We start from the raw sequence: 17168 nt of genomic DNA, 5'->3' as shown, positions 1-17168 counted from the left end.
TTCCCAGAAAAGCTAACTTTCTGGGACATTTTTTTTGGTTTAAATTGCGCAATAGTTGGCTTTGCGTTAATTTAGTAAAATGAAAATCGAACTGAAACAATCTTCTTTTCTTGAAAAGGGAATCAACGAGCCGTATTACAACATTTTAATGTTTGATGGAGAAGCGGCTTTTTCTGTTGATTTAACCGATTACGAATGCCAAGGGAAATGTCTTTTGTTTTTAACGCCATATCAGTTATTGCAATGGAAAAGTTCAACTGCATCTTTCATAAATGTTCTCAGTTTTCATGGCGATTTTTATTGTATTGAATACCATAAAAAAGAAGTGGCCTGCAACGGAATTTTATTCAATGATATTTATAGCGAACCTTTTGTGACGGTTTCCGATTTTATTTACGAAGAAATCGCGAGCATTATGGAAAGAATGAAAAGGGTAGAAGACTCTGAACTCGATTATGATAATTCGATTCTAAAGTCTTATCTGCAGGTTATTCTCGCCTTGAGCAGTAAAGAAAAACAGCTCAAAATGTCACCACAGATTCAGGAATCTATTGGGAATGCTGATATTTTGAAGTTTCAGCATTTGTTAGATACTCATTTTCTTGAAGCCAAAGAAGTCGCTTTTTATGCTTCTAAATACAATTTAAGTGTAAATACTTTCAGTAAAAGAATCAAAAAGCATTTCGGAAAATCGCCTTCTCAGCTTATTCAGGACCGAATTGTTTTGGAAGCCAAAAAACAGCTGCATTTAACAACGAAGACGATAAAAGAAATTGCAGACGATCTTAATTTTGAAGACGAATTTTATTTCAGCCGATATTTCAAGAAAAGTGTGGGCATTTCACCTAAAGAATTCAGAAAAGAAGTCGGCATTTCTATCGTGGCAAAATAGTCCATGAAAACTCCTTTTAGTCCATTTTTATCCAGATAGCAGTATAGTAATTTTGGTATGTATTTAAAACAGAATCAAAATGGAAAAATTTATACGATTTATTGCTGGCGGACAAAACAACTTTATTCACTTTTTGAGAATTGCCATATTTGTTGTAATGGCATGGATTGGCGGATTAAAAGCTTTTAAATATGAAGCTGATGGAATTGTTCCGCTTGTTGCGAATAGTCCGTTTATGAGTTTCTTTTATAAAGATGCCAATAAACAAGTTGTGAATGAAGATGGTAAAACCGTAAAAGCCTACACACTTTACAAAAACGTTGAAGGCAAAACTGTGGAGAAAAACATTGAATGGCACGAAGCCAACGGAACTTATATTTTCTCTTACGGATTAGGAACTGTTATTGTGACCATTGGCTTGTTGGTTCTTTTGGGAATTTGGTTTCCTAAAATGGGCTTTTTGGGCGGACTTTTAACGTTCGGAATGGCATTTGTGACTTTATCGTTTTTAATCACAACACCAGAAGTTTACGTGCCGAATTTGGGCGGAGATTTTCCAACACCAGAATTTGGTTTTCCGTATCTTTCTGTCGGAGGCCGTCTGGTTCTCAAAGACATTATCATGATGAGCGGCGGATTGATTGTAGCTTCAGACAATGCAAAGGAAATTTTAAAACGATTTTTTTTCTAACGATGAGATATTCCTAACGGAATATAATTTCATAAAAAAAGCTGCGCAAGGGCTCAGACTTGCACAGCTTTTTACAAAAACTCAAAACTAATTATTCATATTTTAAATATTTTAGGACATCCACTTTTGTTGCCTGATACGCTTTTGCTAAAACAATGCATAAGGTTAGAAATAATAAAAGCAAAAAGGAAAGTAGAAACGGCAGCATCGGAATTTCGATTCTAAAAGCAAAATTATTCAGCCATTTCTGCAATAAAATATAAGCAGGAAATACAGCAATAAGAAAACCTATTGCACAATAAACTACATATTGTTTAGACAATTCCTTTAATAAGATATTGGTTTCTGCGCCCAAAGTTTTTCTGATCGCGATTTCTTTCATTCTCCTTTGAATGGAATAAGAAGCCAAAGCAAATAATCCAAAAAGAGCAATTAGAATGACGACAATATTTAATAGTGAAAACAAGTTGTTTTGTTTCACATACGACTCATAAGTTCTCGCGTATTGCTTATCAACAAAATCATATTGAAAAGGATTTTCGGAATCTACTTTTGCTTTCCAAAAATTTTCAATGCCTGCAATGGTTTTTTGTATGTTTTCTGGCTTTAGCTTTATGTAAACAACGTTCATCTCTGCAGCCATATCCAAAGATTTAATATGATAGAAAGTCATTGGTACGATACTGGATTCTGGACTTAGAATATTGAAATCTTTTACAACTCCAATAATTTTCATGGGTTGATTGCCAATTCTAATTTCGCTGTTAATCGGATTTTTAATATTCATCAGTTTTAATGCTGTTTCATTTATCAAAACAGAATTTACCGTATCTGAAGCTAGTTTTGTATTAAAGTCACGTCCTTGAATGATTTTTATGTTCATCAGATCTAGCATTCCATAATCTAGTCCAATTGCTTTTTGTTTAAAGAGTTCTTCTTTGTACCAGACTGGCCACAATGAATTATCATTTCCGTCAAATGCAAGCAGTCCTGTCGAAACTTTAGAAATACCGTTTAGCTTTGATAACTCTTCTTTTATCGTATTGTATCGATTATAAATTCTCTTAGTACTTGACTCTCCTTCAAAATAAGACGAAGGAAAATTTAAAGAAACAGCAATAACTTGATCTCCTTTAAAACCTAAATCTTTATTGCTTAAATATTCTATTTGTTTGTAAACTATGCTAGAGCCAATGATAAAAAATGCAGCAGTCGAGAATTGAAAGACTAGCATTCCGTTACGAAGCCAAATGCCATTTTTACTTCTTTCAAAATTACCTTTTAATACATTTATCGTTTCAAAATTAGAAACATAAAGTGCAGGAAATAAGCCAGCTGCTAAAATTGTAATACTAAAGATAATAACAAGTTGCAAGTAGAATTGGGCATTTATGATCGTTAGATTTTTACCAAGAAAATTATTGTAGTAAGGAAGCGTTAACTCAACAATTACCAATGCCAGTAAAATAGAAAAGCAGGTAATTAAAGCCGTTTCAAAAATAAACTGTAAAACAATTTTGCTTTTTGAAGCTCCAAGAATCTTTCGTATTCCAACTTCTTTAGCACGTTTAATGGCGTTTGCTGTTGCCATGTTAATATAATTGACAATTGATAAAATCAAGATCAAAATAGACAATCCAGCCATTATTAGGAGAAATTGATAATTGCCTCTTCCTTCTGGATAACCGTCTAAAATAGAATGCAATCTAGAGTCAGAAAGCGGTTCCATAAAGACTTTAAAATGGCCAATTTTCTTTTCCATTTCAGCAGGAGACATTCCAGCTTCTTTCGAGTTTTTTACAATAATTTCGTCATAGTATACTTTTTCGAGCATTGTCCTTGTACTCTCAATTTTTGAGGGATCTTTAACCTTCAACAGTATTTTTAAAACAAACAAACCTTGGTTTTTGCTCAAATCGACTAAATCTTTCATTTTATTGACAATTACTGTCGGGGCGATTGAAGAATTTCCTGGAATGCTGTAAACAGTCTTGACAGTGAACGTTTCTGATAGGCAATTAATCTGTTTGCCAATAGGGTTTTCGGTGCCGAACAGTCTTTTTGCAATATTTTGCGAAATTGCCACACTTGAGCCTTCTTTTAGAGCCGAAAAGCTATTTCCTTGAATTATTTTAAAGGGAAAAAGAGAAAAGAAACCATTTTCCGCGTTGATAATTTTATCTGTAAATTCTTTTTTTCCTTTATAGATTATTTTGTCTTTCTGATACCAATCGTCAGCATAAACGATTGTCTCCACATTAGGGTCATTTTCTAAATAGGCTTTTAATCGAACCGAGTTTTCGGCAACTGCCGGCATATCGCCAAGCTGAACCAAAACCTGATAAACCTTATCTTTTTCTGGATTCCAGGCATTGTAACTATGTTCGTCGTTCCAATATAAAAGCGCGAAAATTAGACCTGAAATTCCAATTGATAATCCGAGAATATTGAGAGCAGTAAATAATTTACTGTGTTTGATTTGATAGATAAATATATTGATCCAGTTCTTTAGCATTTTATTGGTGTTTTTTGGTTTTGGAGTTAGTTTACTCGTATTTTAAATATTTTAAAACATTTACTTTGGTCACTTGATAGGCTTTTGCTAAAACAATGGTCAGAGTTAAAAATAACAGTGATACAAAAGCAACTATAAAAGGCAGAAACGGAATCTCAATTCGAGAAGCAAAGTTTTCAAGCCATTTTTGCATTAATAAATAAGCGGGAACAATTCCGATTAAGAAACCAATTACACAGAAAATCACATATTGTTTAGATAGTTCTTTCAGTAAAATAGTGGTTTCTGCACCAATCGTTTTTCTAATCGCAATTTCTCTTAATCGTCTTTCCATAGAAAACGAAGCTAGAGCAAACAGACCGAAAACAGCTATTAGAATTACCACAACATTCAGCAGCCCAAACAAATTTCTCTGATCCTGATACTTTTTGTATGTTCGGGCAAAGTTTTTATCTACAAAATCATATTCAAACGGATATTCCTGATCTACTTTAGATTTCCAGAATTTATTAATGGTTGCAATTGTTTCTGGCATTTGCTCGGGCGATATTTTGATGGTGATATTTCTCATATCATTAGACATCCAATCAAAAGCTTTAATATGGAAGAATATCATTGGAGCCACATTATATTCTAAACCGATGTAATGGAAATTTTTGACAATACCCACAACTTTAAATTTCTGCCCACCCAAAAGAACTTCTTTATTTATAGGATCTTTTACCTGAAGTGTTTTTGCAGCGGTTTCATTCAATAAAGCACTCGAAATGCTATCTGTTGCCAATTCAGGATTCAGATCTCTTCCTTTTAATATTTTTATGCCTAAAAGGTTCAGTTGTCCAAAATCCATAGGCAATTGCTGCGTAATTACTTCTTTGTTTGATTGATAATGAAGTCCTTGCCAAGAATTGTCATTGCTTCCAATAGAAAACATTCCAGCAGAAACATCTTCAACACCTTTAATTTTCTGCAGTTCTTGTTTAATGGTTTTATACCTTTCGTATTGATTTTTTCCTTTTTGCGGTTTAAAGTCAATATCCATAACCTGAGATCCGTTAAAGCCCAAATCCTTCGCCATCATAAAGTTTACCTGTTTATAGACAATAAAGGATCCTATAATGAAAAGTGTAGCAATAGAAAATTGTAAAACAAGCATTCCGTTACGAATCCAGACACCGTTTTTACTTCTCGAAAAATTGCCTTTTAAGACTTTCAGTGTTTCAAAATTTGCAATGTAAACAGCAGGAAAAACCCCCGAAACAAGGATTACAAAGAAGAAAATTAAAATAAGTTGGAAGTAAAATTGAGTCCCAATTAATGTTAAGTTCTTGTTTAAAAAAGCATTGTAAAAAGGAAGCGAAAGTTCTACGATTACCATTGCCAGTAAAACCGAAAACAAAGTAATAAGTGTGGTTTCAAAAACAAACTGTGTTACAATTTGCGATTTAGTAGCACCCACTATCTTGCGAACTCCAACTTCTTTAGCTCGTTTTACTGCATTTGCAGTAGCCATATTAATGTAGTTTACGATCGAAAGTATTAAAATTAAGATAGATAAACCCATTATAATTTTTAGAAATTGCAAATTGGCATTCTGTTCAGGAAATGCATAATTTCCTTGACGAAGCCTTGCTTTTGTAAACGGAAGAAGCCTTGATTTTATAGGGTCTCCATATTGTTTAAAAAACTGTTTTATCGATAAGCCTTCAGCTTTTGCCTGTTTTTTATAATAGTCTTCAAGGAATATTTTGTCTAAATTTTGAATGACTGCAGTGGTATCGCTGGGTTTTTTGAGCTTTAACATTAATCCGTAACTAAAGCCCCAATTATCTTTGTTTTGTTCCAATTCCTCTTCTACAATCGGAGTAATTACGGAAGGCATCACAGACGATTTTTCAGGCATTTTGTAAATACCGCGAACAACAAAAATTCGATCTGCGTACTTGACCTGTTTTCCCATTGGGTTTTCATTCTTAAAAATGCGCGCAGCAGTTTCTTTAGAAAGAACCATGCTGTTGCGGTCGCTAAAAGCTGTCTTAGCATTCCCTTGAATAAATTCAAAAGGGAAGAAAGAAAAAAAACTCCTTTCGGCCGAAAAGATTTTGTCAACCAATTCGATTTTTCCGTTATACTGAATAGTTTCCGTGGTATAGTTTACTCTGAAATAACAGTATTTATCCAAGTATGAAGTAGTTGCATTAAGCATTCTACCTGGAATTGGAGAATTTGTTGTCCAGATATTTCCACCGCCAAAATCGTTCATTACAATGAAGATTTTGTCTTTTTCAGGATTCCACTGATCGTAAGCGTGTTCGTCGTTCCAGTATAGAATCGCAAAAATTAAACCTGCAATTCCAATACTCAAGCCCACTATATTTAAAGCTGTAAAGAATTTGTTATTCTTGATATGATATACAAATATGTTAATCCAATTTTTAAGCATCTTACTCGTATTTTAAGTATTTTAAAACATCCACTTTTGTTACTTGATAGGCCTTTGCTAAAACTATTGTCAGCGTAAGGAATAACAAAGACACAAAAGCAAGAAAAAAGGGTAGGAGAGTGATATCTATTCGGAATGGGAAATTTTTAAGCCATTTCTGCAACAATAAATAAGCAGGAACAATTCCGATTAAGAAACCAATTATACAGAAGATCACGTATTGTTTAGACAATTCTTTCAGTAAAATATTGGTTTCGGCGCCAAGTGTTTTTCTTATTGCAATTTCTTTTAATCTTCTTTCCATAGAAAAAGAAGCTAAGGCAAACAGCCCGAAAACGGCAATTAGAATTACAACAACATTCAATAAAGCAAATAAGTTTCTTTGATCTTGGTATTTTTTATAAGTGCGCGCAAAATTTTTGTCTACAAAACTGTATTCAAAAGGATATTCGGCATCTACATTTTTGGCCCAGAAATTCTTAAGGGAAGAAATTGTCTGTTGCATATCTTTAGGAGAAACCTTTACCGTAATAGATTCGATATTTCTCTGTGTCCATTTTTGGGCATTGATATGAAAGAAGATCATCGGACTAATTTCTTTATCAAGACCAGAACAATGGAAGTTCTTTACCACTCCGACAACCTTATATTTTTCGCCTTGCCAGTCGATTATTTTGTCCACAGGATTTTTTTCGTTCATTGTTTTCGCCGCGACTTCATTCAGTAAAACATTAGAAATCGTATCAGAAACTAGTTTATCGGTCAGGAATCTTCCTTTTAGCAATTTAACGCCTAACATTTCCAGCATTCCAAAATCTGAACCCAATTGCTGAATGATAACTTCTGGATTATTTTTATAATGCAAACCGCCTCTGGAGCTCCAATCATTTCCAATAGAAAAAGCTGCTGCAGAAACCGCTTCAACACCTTGAATTTTCTTCAGTTCTTGTTTTATGCTTTCGTATCGCTCAAATTGACCTTTGTCTTTTTGTGCTCTAAAGGAGATACTCATTAACTGTGATCCATTAAAGCCTAAATCTTTTTCTACCATAAATTGAACTTGCTGATACACAACAATAGAACCGATGATAAAGAAAACAGCAATCGAAAATTGTAAAACAAGCATGGTATTTCTAAGCCATAAACCGTTTTTGCTGTGCGAATAATTTCCTTTTAGCACATTCAAAACCTCAAAATTTGAAATGTAAACTGCAGGAAAAACACCGCTTACAATAACCACAAGGGTAAAGATTACAACAAGCTGAAGATAAAACTGAGATCCCGCAAGAACCAATTCTTTGTTTAAAAACTGATTGTAAAAAGGCAGAGAAACTTCGACAATTACGAGTGCCAATAATAAAGCAAAAAGCATGGTCAAAGCAGTTTCAAATACAAATTGAAGCACAATCTGTCTTTTTGTAGCACCAATAATTTTTCTCACACCCACTTCTTTTGCACGTTTTATAGCATTGGCCGTAGCTAAATTGATATAATTGACAATTGACAGCAATAAAATGACAATAGACAATCCCATTAAGATTCGTAAAAACTGAAGGCTTCCTGTTCCTTCTGGAAATGGATAGCTTTCATTGTGGAGCCTAGAATTTTCAAATGGAACTACTATGGTTTTCAAAGGTTCACCGTATGTTTTTATGAACAGTTCAAGCGTCATGCCTTCATTTCGTGCCTGTCTTTTATAATTTTTTTCTAAGAATATTTCATCTAGCGCTTTTTTTACCAGTGGAGCATCACTCTTTTTTTTCAATTTTAGCACTAAACCATAATTGAAGCCCCAATGATCTTTATTTCTTTCAAGACTTTCTTCAATGCTGTTGGTAACCACATCTGGCATGACAACCGATTTTCCAGGTATTTTATAAACACCACGAACTATATAGGTTCTGTCATCATATTTTACCTGTTTTCCGACTGGATTTTCATTCTTAAAAAACTTAAAAGCAGTTTCTTCAGAAAACACAATGCTTTGAGGTTCTTGAAGCACAGTACTGGGATTGCCGTATTTGAATTGATACGGAAAAAAAGAAAAGAAACTTTTTTGTGCAGAAAAGATTTTATCTACAATTTCTGTTTTGCCATTATATTGAATCATCTCCTTTGAGTAATAATCAGTAAAATAGCAATAATTTTCTACGTATGGAGTAGACGATTTTAGAAGTGGCGCTGTAATAGCAGAGTTTGTAGCAAAAATATTTCCTTTTCCCACATTATTCATAACAATAAATGTTTTATCCTTTTCGGGATTCCATTTATCATACGAATATTCGTCGTTCCAGTACAGCGTTGCAAAGATTAGACCTGCAATTCCGATACTTAAACCAAGAATATTTAAGATGCTGAAAAGCTTGTTATGCTTTAATTGATATATAAATATATTGATCCAATTCTTTAGCATAAACTAGTTGTTAGCAGTTACCAAAACGTCCACATTTCTATGATTTACTTTTTCAGAAAGAATTTCGCCATCTTTCATTAAAATAGTTCTTTGCGAGAAAGAAGCGTCATAATCGGAGTGTGTTACCATCAAGATTGTCGATCCTCCGGCATGAAGATCGGTCAATAATTCCATAACCTCATTTCCGTTTCTGCTATCTAGGTTTCCTGTTGGCTCATCGGCCAAAATAATTTTCGGATTATTGATTAAAGCTCTCGCTACGGCTACACGTTGCTGCTGTCCTCCTGAAAGTTGCTGTGGAAAATGTTTTAATCTGTGTGCAATTCCTAAAATTTTTGCGATCTCGTTTACTCGCGATTTTCTTTCGGCAGATGGAACATTATTATAAATCAAAGGCAATTCGATATTATCAAAAACCGATAATTCGTCAATTAAATTGAAATTCTGAAAAATGAATCCGATGTTTTCTTTTCGGGCTTGCGCTCTAGATTTTTCCTTTAAACCTACCATTTCCTGATCAAGGAGTTTGTAGCTTCCGCTAGAAGCGCTGTCCAGAAGTCCGATAATATTTAATAAAGTCGATTTTCCGCTTCCAGACGGTCCCATAATCGATACAAAATCGCCTTGATTGATGGTTAACGAAATTTCGCTTAATGCTTTGGTTTCTAATTCCTCAGTTCTAAATACTTTTGAAAGTTTAGTAATTGTAATCATAATTGGACTGTTTTAATTTTTGATTGATTTCTTTTAAAATTTTTATGCCCTTTGGAATGACAGAAACAAGTCTGAAAATTAAGATAAATTATTTTTAATTTATCGCTATTTATTTTGTTATTTGTACTTCCGAAAGAGGTTAATTATTAATGATTTACAAGTTCTAATGTGATTTTCGTGCCAGTAAATTAAACATTGTAAACACCTTGTTTTTAAGGGATTATTTTTAAATAAAAATTTAAACTGTCCATAAGTGGACACCTTTCGTCCAAAACTGAACAATAATGAAAAAGACCAACGCATCTATTTTAATCATAGACGATCAGGAAGACATCCTTTTTGCATCAAAAGTCTATCTGAAAAAGTATTTTGAAAACATTTATACCCTCAATAATCCGAAAAATATTGTCGAATTATTGGCAAAAAATGCCATTGATGTTGTATTGTTAGACATGAATTATAGATTGGGATTTGAAGATGGAAGGGAAGGCTTGTATTTATTGAAAGAAATAAAAACGCTTTCGCCTAAAACAGTGGTAATTCTAATGACCGCTTTTGGAAAAGTAGAAACAGCTGTTGAAGGATTAAAATCGGGCGCGTTTGATTATATTCTGAAACCTTGGGAAAATAAAAAGCTGTTAGAGTCGGTAAAACAAGCTGTCGATAAAGCCCGAAAAGAACAAAAGAAAACTAAAGACATTGAGATAAAACAGGACTTTTTTGTTGGCAGTTCTGAAATTATAAAAAAGGCTTATTCTCTAGCAGATAAAGTCGCAAAAACCGATGCGAATGTTTTGATTTTGGGCGAAAATGGAACAGGGAAATTCGTTTTGGCACATCATATTCATACCCAATCTGAAAGAAAAAATCAGCCTTTTGTTGCAGTTGATTTGGGGTCTTTAAATTCTAATATTTTCGAAAGCGAATTGTTCGGTTATGCCAAAGGCGCTTTTACCGATGCTAAAACGGATACAGCGGGACGTTTTGAAATGACGCAAAACGGAACCATTTTTTTGGATGAAATAGGAAATGTACCGCTTCATTTGCAATCAAAATTGCTTCAAGTCATTCAGACAAAAACCGTAACAAGGTTGGGAGAAACGAAAGCAAGACCTTTGAATGTGAGAATTATTACAGCAACCAATTTGAACTTAAAACTAGAAGTTACTGATAAAAACTTCCGTGAAGACTTGTATTATCGCATCAATACGATGGAAATTGTTTTGCCTCCGCTAAGGGAAAGGCACGAAGATAAGATTCCTCTTGCCGAATATCTTTTGGACAAAATGATTGAAAAATATAGCCGTGACGAAATTACGTTTGATAAAAAAGTCTTGGAACAAATTGAAAAGCACGCTTGGAATGGAAACATTCGTGAAATGGAAAATAAGATTGAACGTGCAGTTATTCTTTGCGAAAATAACACTATAACGGTTTCCGATCTGGATTTAGAAACGATAACGCCTTACGAGGAAAACTCAGATGATATTCAGCTTTCTTCGGTTGAAAAAGCAACGGTTGAAAAAGCACTTCTTAAGAATAACAATAATATAAGTAAAACTGCCGAAGAACTGGGCTTGTCAAGAGGGGCACTGTATCGACGTTTGGAGAAATTTAATATCAATATCGACTAATTATGTTAAGGACTTTACAAACTTATAAACTCCTTTTTCTGCGATTAATTTTTATAGTGATCGGAATCGAATTGTCGCTGTATTTCTTTAGAATTGGTTTGCTTTTTACGGGAGTTTTTGGACTCTGCATGGTTTTTCTGCTTGGGAGGGAAATGTATTTTTATGTTAGAAATATGGTTTTGATTTATAATAAAACCATTTCTTCGATATTGCAGGATGATTTTAGTTCCGATTTCTCAAAACATAAATTCAATAGTACGTATAATGAGCTTTTTACCTTGTATGAAACTTTAAAAAGTAAACAAAATGAGCAAGTTACAAGAGATATTATTTACCGTTCGATTTTAAACAATATAGAATCGGGTGTTATTATTTTGCAGAAACAGGAAAGCGATTGGAGTATTTTTTTGATGAACGATTATTTTTCGAATCACTTTAATGTTCCGAAAGTTTCAAAATGGAAATATCTTAAAAATCAGCTGCCATCTTTGTGTGAAATTATCGAAGAAGATGATTTTCATGAAATAAAAACATCGATTGAGCTTAGCATAAACGAACAAAGCAAACAGACTTTTGTTTTGCAAGCTTCTCGTACTGAAATTTTCGGACAGGATTATTTTATTGTTTTGTTGGATTCGATTCAGAACGTAGTAGAGAAAAAAGAAAAAGATGCGTGGATTAATTTGATGAAAGTGATTTCTCATGAATTGCTAAATTCTATAACGCCAATTCGTTCGATTTGCCAGAACTTGGAGGATTTAGTAGCACAAGATTCGCTTTCGACAGAAGACTTAGAAGACATAAAAAACAGCGTGCAAACGATGCTGAGACGAAGCGATCATTTGCAGAAATTTGTTGAAGGGTATAGAAAACTGGCCATGCTTCCTTCGCCTAAAAAAGAAAAAGCAGAATTGCAGCATCTGGTTGACAATTGTATTCAGACTATGAATCCGTTGTTTAAGAAAAATAATATCGAAGTAACCAATGCCGTTGCTCCAAACATTTTGATCAATGTCGATTCTCAACAGATAGAACAAGTGATAATCAATTTATTGACCAATTCAATTAATGCCTTAGAAAACAGTAATCTGAAGCAAATTTCGATTTCGGCGGAAGCCAAAAACAATCGTATTTTTATAAAAGTTTCGGACTCTGGAAAAGGAATCGAAAAAGAAATTGAAGAAAAGATATTTCTTCCCTTTTTCACCACCCGAACTGAAGGAGCAGGAATCGGACTTACTTTGTCTAAAAATATTATTGAAGCACACGGCGGTTATATTTCGCATAAAAGCGAAAATAATACCACTGTTTTTGAGATTTCTTTGGTTGAAGATTAACAGAATAACGGTTAAAATATCTTTTTAAAATTTGGATAATTTTTTTTGTTTAAATTTGTGAAAGAGGAGTTGCAATTTGACTCTTTTAAATAATAATAATATTAAAATAATGAGTACAAATTCAACTTCAGCAATAGCTTCTAGCTTTCTTAATGATCTAAAAACACAAACTGCTGATTCTCATAAAAAATTAGAAGAACTTCCGGTTTCCATGTCAATTATGTCACCAGACATGAAAATTGATGAATATGCGAAATACTTAAATTTAATGCATGACGTTCATCAAGATACAGAGGGAACTATTTTTCCTTTGTTTGCAAATCTAATCGACGATTTAGAACAAAGAAGAAAAAAACAGCTTATAGAAGCAGATCTTTCATTTTTAAATTACGAATTGACTCCTTCAGAGAAAGTTTTTAAGACCAAAGATATTTCGGTTCCTTTTGCGCTTGGTATTTTGTATGTAGTAGAAGGTTCCACACTGGGCGGAAGGTTTATTTTAAAGAATGTTTCAAAAGTACCACAACTTTCAGGAGATAAAGGCGTTTCTTATTTTAATGGTTATGGAGAAAAAACGGGAAGTTTCTGGAAATCTTTCTTGAATTTTCTTTCTGAATATGAACAACAAAATAATTGTGGAGATAGTATTATAGAAGGAGCTGTATTTGCTTTTGATAGTATTTATAATCACTTTGAGAGCAAATAAAAAGAATGAAAATTAAGGATATAGTTAATCGCGATATCGTTACGTTAACCAACTGCGAGCATGAACCTATACACATACCAGGTCAGATTCAGCCTCACGGTTTTTTGCTTGGTATAACACTGCAATGGAAAATAGATTTCTGTTCAGAAAATGTTGCTGCTTATTTTGGTATTTCCCACAATCAAATGTTAGGGAAAGATTTTGCAGCAGTTTTTGGAGTTACAGCCGAAAATGAAATTTTAGCTTACACAAACGGAGATGAGTTTAAAGATGCTTTTCCTCTGGAGATAGAATTGTTGGGTAGCTTATTTCAAATAAACATTCATAAAAGTGAAGGAATTTACATTCTCGAAGCTGAATTACTGTTTGCAGATCAAGAAAAACTCGCTGATGCTTACAAACAAACGATTCAGTTTGTAAGTCAGATGAATAAAACTACTTCGCTTAAAGATCTCTGCGCGCTTGTAGCACAAGGAACGCGTGAAATTACGGGTTATGATCGTGTAATGATTTATCGTTTTGATGAACAATATAACGGAGAAGTTTTTGCTGAAGATTGCAGAGAAGATTTAGAACCTTTTTTAGGATTGCATTACCCTCATACTGATATTCCAGCCCAAGCAAGAGAATTATATATTAAGAATCTATTGAGGCTGATTGTAGATATTGATTATGAGTCTGTTCCAATTTATACGGTTGATGATAAAGAGGGAAAAAATCTCGATTTAAGTCTTTCTATTTTAAGAAGTACATCACCGATTCACGTAGAATACCTGAAAAATATTGGAGTTGGCGCAACATTGACGATTTCTCTTATTCATCATGGAAAATTATGGGGACTAATTGCCTGTCATCATTATTCAAAGAAAAATATATCTCCTGAAATTAGGCTTGCAGCAAAACTTCAGGGACAGTTTATTACTTCTCAAATCGATATCAGACAATCTAATGATGAGTATCTTAGTGCCCAAAAAACGAATTTAGCATTAGAACAGTTGACTAGCTTGGAGCTTCCTGTTTTAAAAGAGTCTTTAGAAAAAATTGTTAGTGCACCACAATTATTAGAAATCGCAAATGCTTCTGGTGTATCTATTATTACTAGAGATAAAATCTATAAAAATGGTTTAACGCCATCTGATGAACAAATTATTGATTTAGTCAGACATCTCAAAAGTAAAAAGAATACTGATTTTTTCTCAACGAATAAGATTAGCGACCATTTTCCAGAATTTGATGAAAATTCTAATTTCGCTGGAATTATTTACCATTCACTAGGTAACAATGGGCATGTAATATGGTTTAGACCAGAAACGATTTCAGAAATTAAATGGGGAGGCGATCCAGAAAAAAGAATTGTAAAAGACAGTAAAGGACTCCATCCAGGAAACTCATACAATATTTATAAACAAATAGTAAAAAACCAAAGCAGTAACTGGAAACTTTATGAAATTAATGCTGCTTCTCAATACACTCATACTTTGTACAATCATTTGATTTTGATTATGTTAAGTGAAGAGGAAGAGAAATATCGTAGTCAAAGTGAAATTTTGAAAGAAACCAACTCTGAGCTTGAAAACATCAACTGGATCAGTACGCATGATTTGCAGGAACCTTTGCGTAAAATTCAGCTTATTACTTCGAAAATGCTTTCAGAATTAGATGTTATTTCTACAGAATCAATTTCGAATTCTTTGCAGCGCGTTTCTAAATCTGCCAACAGAATGAGCGGCTTGCTGGAAGATATTCTGAAATATACCCGTATAAAAAATACGAGAGAGAAGCTGGAAGAAGTAGATTTAAACAAAATATTGAAGTCTACGATTAAAGAGATGCATGAAACTATCGCAGAAAGTAATGCTAAAATAGAGCATGAAAATCTTCCGGAAGTTCACGCTATCAGTTTTTTAATGCGCCAGCTGTTTAATAATATTCTTCAGAATTCAATCAAATATGCTTCTTCAGAAAGACAGCCTAAAATTGTAATCACAGCTTCTCAGGAACGTGTTCTGATACACGATAGATACAAAGTATATTGCCATTGGGTTCGTTTCTCTGATAACGGTATTGGTTTTGAACAGCAATATGCAGAATCTATTTTTAAAGTTTTTACAAGACTTCATACGCAAGAACATTATACAGGTTCGGGCATTGGGCTTGCTTTATGCAAAAAGATTATGCAGGCAGTTGGAGGAGACATTCGTGCAGAAGGAAAGACAAATCAAGGTACGGATATTATTATTTATTTCCCTTGCGATCCCGAAGACACGCTTTTGCCTTTGTAAATAAGTTTTTTTTACGCAGATTCAACGGATTTAAATAGATTATAAAATAAAATCTGCTTAAATCTTTTTAAATCTGCGTGAAATCTTTTAAAATATTAGTTTTTTCTAATCAGCATTTTTAATTTTTTACTTTTAAAATTGACTTCAGAAATAATAGTCGCCGAGAAAATTAAAGTTCCGCCCAAAAGCAGTCGCCATGAAAGGTTTTCTCCCAAAATAAAAAACGCTCCAATTGCCCCGAAAACAGGTTCGAACAAATAAATAACCGCTACACGTTCTGCCGATAAATAACGCTGTGAAATGTTTGAAACCGTGTACATAAAAGCTGTAGAAAACAAAGCACAGTAAACAGCACCAAGCCAAAACGTATCGTTTTTAGGGAACCAAACAGCTTGCGAATCTGTAAGTGCAATACAAAAAGTAAATAAAGCACAAAACGCAAACATAGGAACAATCGAGTACAAAAGGTTTTTGGCAGCCGAATGTTTTTCGACAGAAATCAAATAAACGGCAAAAGCAAATGCGCCAGAGATGGTAAATAAATCGCCAATGTTTATGGTAAATTTATCTGTTATAGCAATAATAAATAATCCCGTTAAAGCTGTGAGAGCGGCAATCCAAATCTTTAAAGGCGTATTGGTTCTGTAAATCGCCAACTTCAACATCGGAATAATAATTACTGTCAGTCCTGCAATGAAAGAACATTGTGAAGCGTCGGTATATTTTAATGCGGTTGTCTGTAATTGAATTCCTAAAAACATAGGAACGGCAAGTATAAAACCGGTTTTAATAGCTTCTCGATTAATGTCTTTAACGTATTTCCAAAAAATAATGCTCAATACCATTACGGCCAGCAGGAAACGATAAAATAAAAAAATGTTGAGTGAATAGTGGCCAATTGCCATTTTGGTAACGGAGTAAGAAACTCCCCAAAAGGCAGTGCCAAGAATTAATAGAAACAATAATAGCTGTCTTCTTTCCATTTTAAATCAATACTTTTTTCATCATTAAATCAGTTTGTTCATCGTTGCCTAATCTAAAAATATGAGTGTCAAATTGTACAAAACCATTTTTAGTATAAAAGCTTACCGCTCTGAAATTCTTTTCCCAAACGCCCAGCCACATGTACGAAGCTTTTATTTCTTCGGCAATTTCTTCTGCTTGAGCGTACAACGCCTGCGCGACTTTCTTGCCATGAAATTCCTTTGCTACATAAATACGTTCTATTTCTAAAGCGTTTAGAGCTTCTTTTTCGGTTTGAGAATCGGCTGTATTCAGTTTCAGGTAACCCACTACTTTTTCGTCTAAAACAGCTAAATAGAAATAGGATGACGGATTTTCGAGTTCGGCAGCCAATTTTGCTGTTGCGAAGCTTTCATCCAGATATTTTTTCATGTTTTCTTCGCTGTTTACATCGGCGAAGGTTTCAGAAAAGGTTTGTCTACCAATGGATTGAAGTTTTAAAACGTCATCAGTTGTGGCTTTAGTTATTTTTAGCGTGTTCATTTTTTATTTCTTTAATGCGTTAAAAGCTATTTTTT

At 33.7% G+C, this 17168-nt stretch carries 12 protein-coding genes; 6 read left to right on the top strand and 6 right to left on the bottom strand.

The window, feature by feature from the left end; translation table 11 throughout:
• Positions 1-79: 79 nt before the first annotated feature.
• On the top strand, positions 80-892 hold the full coding sequence (locus tag AC3Y25_RS19310) for an AraC family transcriptional regulator (protein WP_489903863.1): 813 nt from the start codon (positions 80-82) through the stop codon (positions 890-892).
• Between the two features lie 79 nt (positions 893-971).
• Positions 972-1583 (top strand): DUF417 family protein, encoded by a 612-nt coding sequence (locus tag AC3Y25_RS19305; RefSeq protein ID WP_489903862.1) that lies wholly within the window; start codon positions 972-974, stop codon positions 1581-1583.
• 91 nt (positions 1584-1674) lie between these two features.
• Here the strand turns inward: AC3Y25_RS19305 and AC3Y25_RS19300 are convergent, their stop codons facing one another.
• The 4 genes from AC3Y25_RS19300 to AC3Y25_RS19285 are packed head-to-tail and all read right to left on the bottom strand — an operon-like array spanning position 1675 to position 9668.
• The gene (locus AC3Y25_RS19300) at positions 1675-4098 is read right to left on the bottom strand and encodes an ABC transporter permease (protein WP_489903861.1); all 2424 of its coding nucleotides are present in this window, start codon (positions 4096-4098) and stop codon (positions 1675-1677) included.
• Positions 4099-4129: 31 nt separating this feature from the next.
• The gene (locus AC3Y25_RS19295) at positions 4130-6541 is read right to left on the bottom strand and encodes an ABC transporter permease (RefSeq protein WP_489903860.1); all 2412 of its coding nucleotides are present in this window, start codon (positions 6539-6541) and stop codon (positions 4130-4132) included.
• A 1-nt stretch (position 6542) separates the two neighbouring features.
• Entirely contained in the window at positions 6543-8954 is a 2412-nt protein-coding gene (locus AC3Y25_RS19290; RefSeq protein WP_489903859.1) for an ABC transporter permease, read from the bottom strand.
• Positions 8955-8957: 3 nt separating this feature from the next.
• On the bottom strand, positions 8958-9668 hold the full coding sequence (locus AC3Y25_RS19285) for an ABC transporter ATP-binding protein (RefSeq protein ID WP_250835859.1): 711 nt from the start codon (positions 9666-9668) through the stop codon (positions 8958-8960).
• 284 nt (positions 9669-9952) lie between these two features.
• Here AC3Y25_RS19285 and AC3Y25_RS19280 point away from each other — a divergent pair, with 284 nt between their 5' ends.
• The 4 genes from AC3Y25_RS19280 to AC3Y25_RS19265 all read left to right on the top strand — a co-directional run bounded on the left by AC3Y25_RS19280 (position 9953) and on the right by AC3Y25_RS19265 (position 15627).
• Positions 9953-11302 carry a sigma-54-dependent transcriptional regulator gene (locus tag AC3Y25_RS19280; protein ID WP_489903858.1) on the top strand — a complete coding sequence of 450 codons (1350 nt, stop codon included), beginning with the start codon at positions 9953-9955 and terminating at the stop codon, positions 11300-11302.
• A gap of 2 nt (positions 11303-11304) precedes the next feature.
• Positions 11305-12639 carry a sensor histidine kinase gene (locus AC3Y25_RS19275; RefSeq protein WP_489903857.1) on the top strand — a complete coding sequence of 445 codons (1335 nt, stop codon included), beginning with the start codon at positions 11305-11307 and terminating at the stop codon, positions 12637-12639.
• A gap of 109 nt (positions 12640-12748) precedes the next feature.
• Complete coding sequence (locus AC3Y25_RS19270) at positions 12749-13345, top strand: biliverdin-producing heme oxygenase (protein ID WP_489903856.1); 597 nt, start codon at positions 12749-12751, stop codon at positions 13343-13345.
• A gap of 5 nt (positions 13346-13350) precedes the next feature.
• Positions 13351-15627, top strand: a complete 2277-nt coding sequence (locus AC3Y25_RS19265; RefSeq protein WP_489903855.1) for an ATP-binding protein — start codon at positions 13351-13353, stop codon at positions 15625-15627.
• 95 nt (positions 15628-15722) lie between these two features.
• Here AC3Y25_RS19265 and AC3Y25_RS19260 read toward each other — a convergent pair whose 3' ends face one another.
• Both AC3Y25_RS19260 and AC3Y25_RS19255 read right to left on the bottom strand, forming a co-directional pair.
• Positions 15723-16610, bottom strand: a complete 888-nt coding sequence (locus AC3Y25_RS19260) for a DMT family transporter (RefSeq protein WP_489903854.1) — start codon at positions 16608-16610, stop codon at positions 15723-15725.
• Position 16611: 1 nt separating this feature from the next.
• Positions 16612-17133 (bottom strand): GNAT family N-acetyltransferase, encoded by a 522-nt coding sequence (locus AC3Y25_RS19255; protein WP_489903853.1) that lies wholly within the window; start codon positions 17131-17133, stop codon positions 16612-16614.
• Between the last annotated feature and the right edge of the window lie 35 nt (positions 17134-17168).

This window comes from Flavobacterium sp. LK-23 (assembly GCF_058135255.1).
This window is presented reverse-complemented; position numbering and strand designations above follow the sequence as displayed.

Coding starts and splice junctions, on each gene's coding strand:
- AC3Y25_RS19265 (WP_489903855.1), top strand. CDS start 13,351: ATGAAAATTAAGGATATAGTTAATCGCGATATCGTTACGTTAACCAAC.
- AC3Y25_RS19255 (WP_489903853.1), bottom strand. CDS start 17,133: ATGAACACGCTAAAAATAACTAAAGCCACAACTGATGACGTTTTAAAA.
- AC3Y25_RS19290 (WP_489903859.1), bottom strand. CDS start 8,954: ATGCTAAAGAATTGGATCAATATATTTATATATCAATTAAAGCATAAC.
- AC3Y25_RS19295 (WP_489903860.1), bottom strand. CDS start 6,541: ATGCTTAAAAATTGGATTAACATATTTGTATATCATATCAAGAATAAC.
- AC3Y25_RS19300 (WP_489903861.1), bottom strand. CDS start 4,098: ATGCTAAAGAACTGGATCAATATATTTATCTATCAAATCAAACACAGT.
- AC3Y25_RS19310 (WP_489903863.1), top strand. CDS start 80: ATGAAAATCGAACTGAAACAATCTTCTTTTCTTGAAAAGGGAATCAAC.
- AC3Y25_RS19260 (WP_489903854.1), bottom strand. CDS start 16,610: ATGGAAAGAAGACAGCTATTATTGTTTCTATTAATTCTTGGCACTGCC.
- AC3Y25_RS19305 (WP_489903862.1), top strand. CDS start 972: ATGGAAAAATTTATACGATTTATTGCTGGCGGACAAAACAACTTTATT.
- AC3Y25_RS19285 (WP_250835859.1), bottom strand. CDS start 9,668: ATGATTACAATTACTAAACTTTCAAAAGTATTTAGAACTGAGGAATTA.
- AC3Y25_RS19275 (WP_489903857.1), top strand. CDS start 11,305: ATGTTAAGGACTTTACAAACTTATAAACTCCTTTTTCTGCGATTAATT.
- AC3Y25_RS19280 (WP_489903858.1), top strand. CDS start 9,953: ATGAAAAAGACCAACGCATCTATTTTAATCATAGACGATCAGGAAGAC.
- AC3Y25_RS19270 (WP_489903856.1), top strand. CDS start 12,749: ATGAGTACAAATTCAACTTCAGCAATAGCTTCTAGCTTTCTTAATGAT.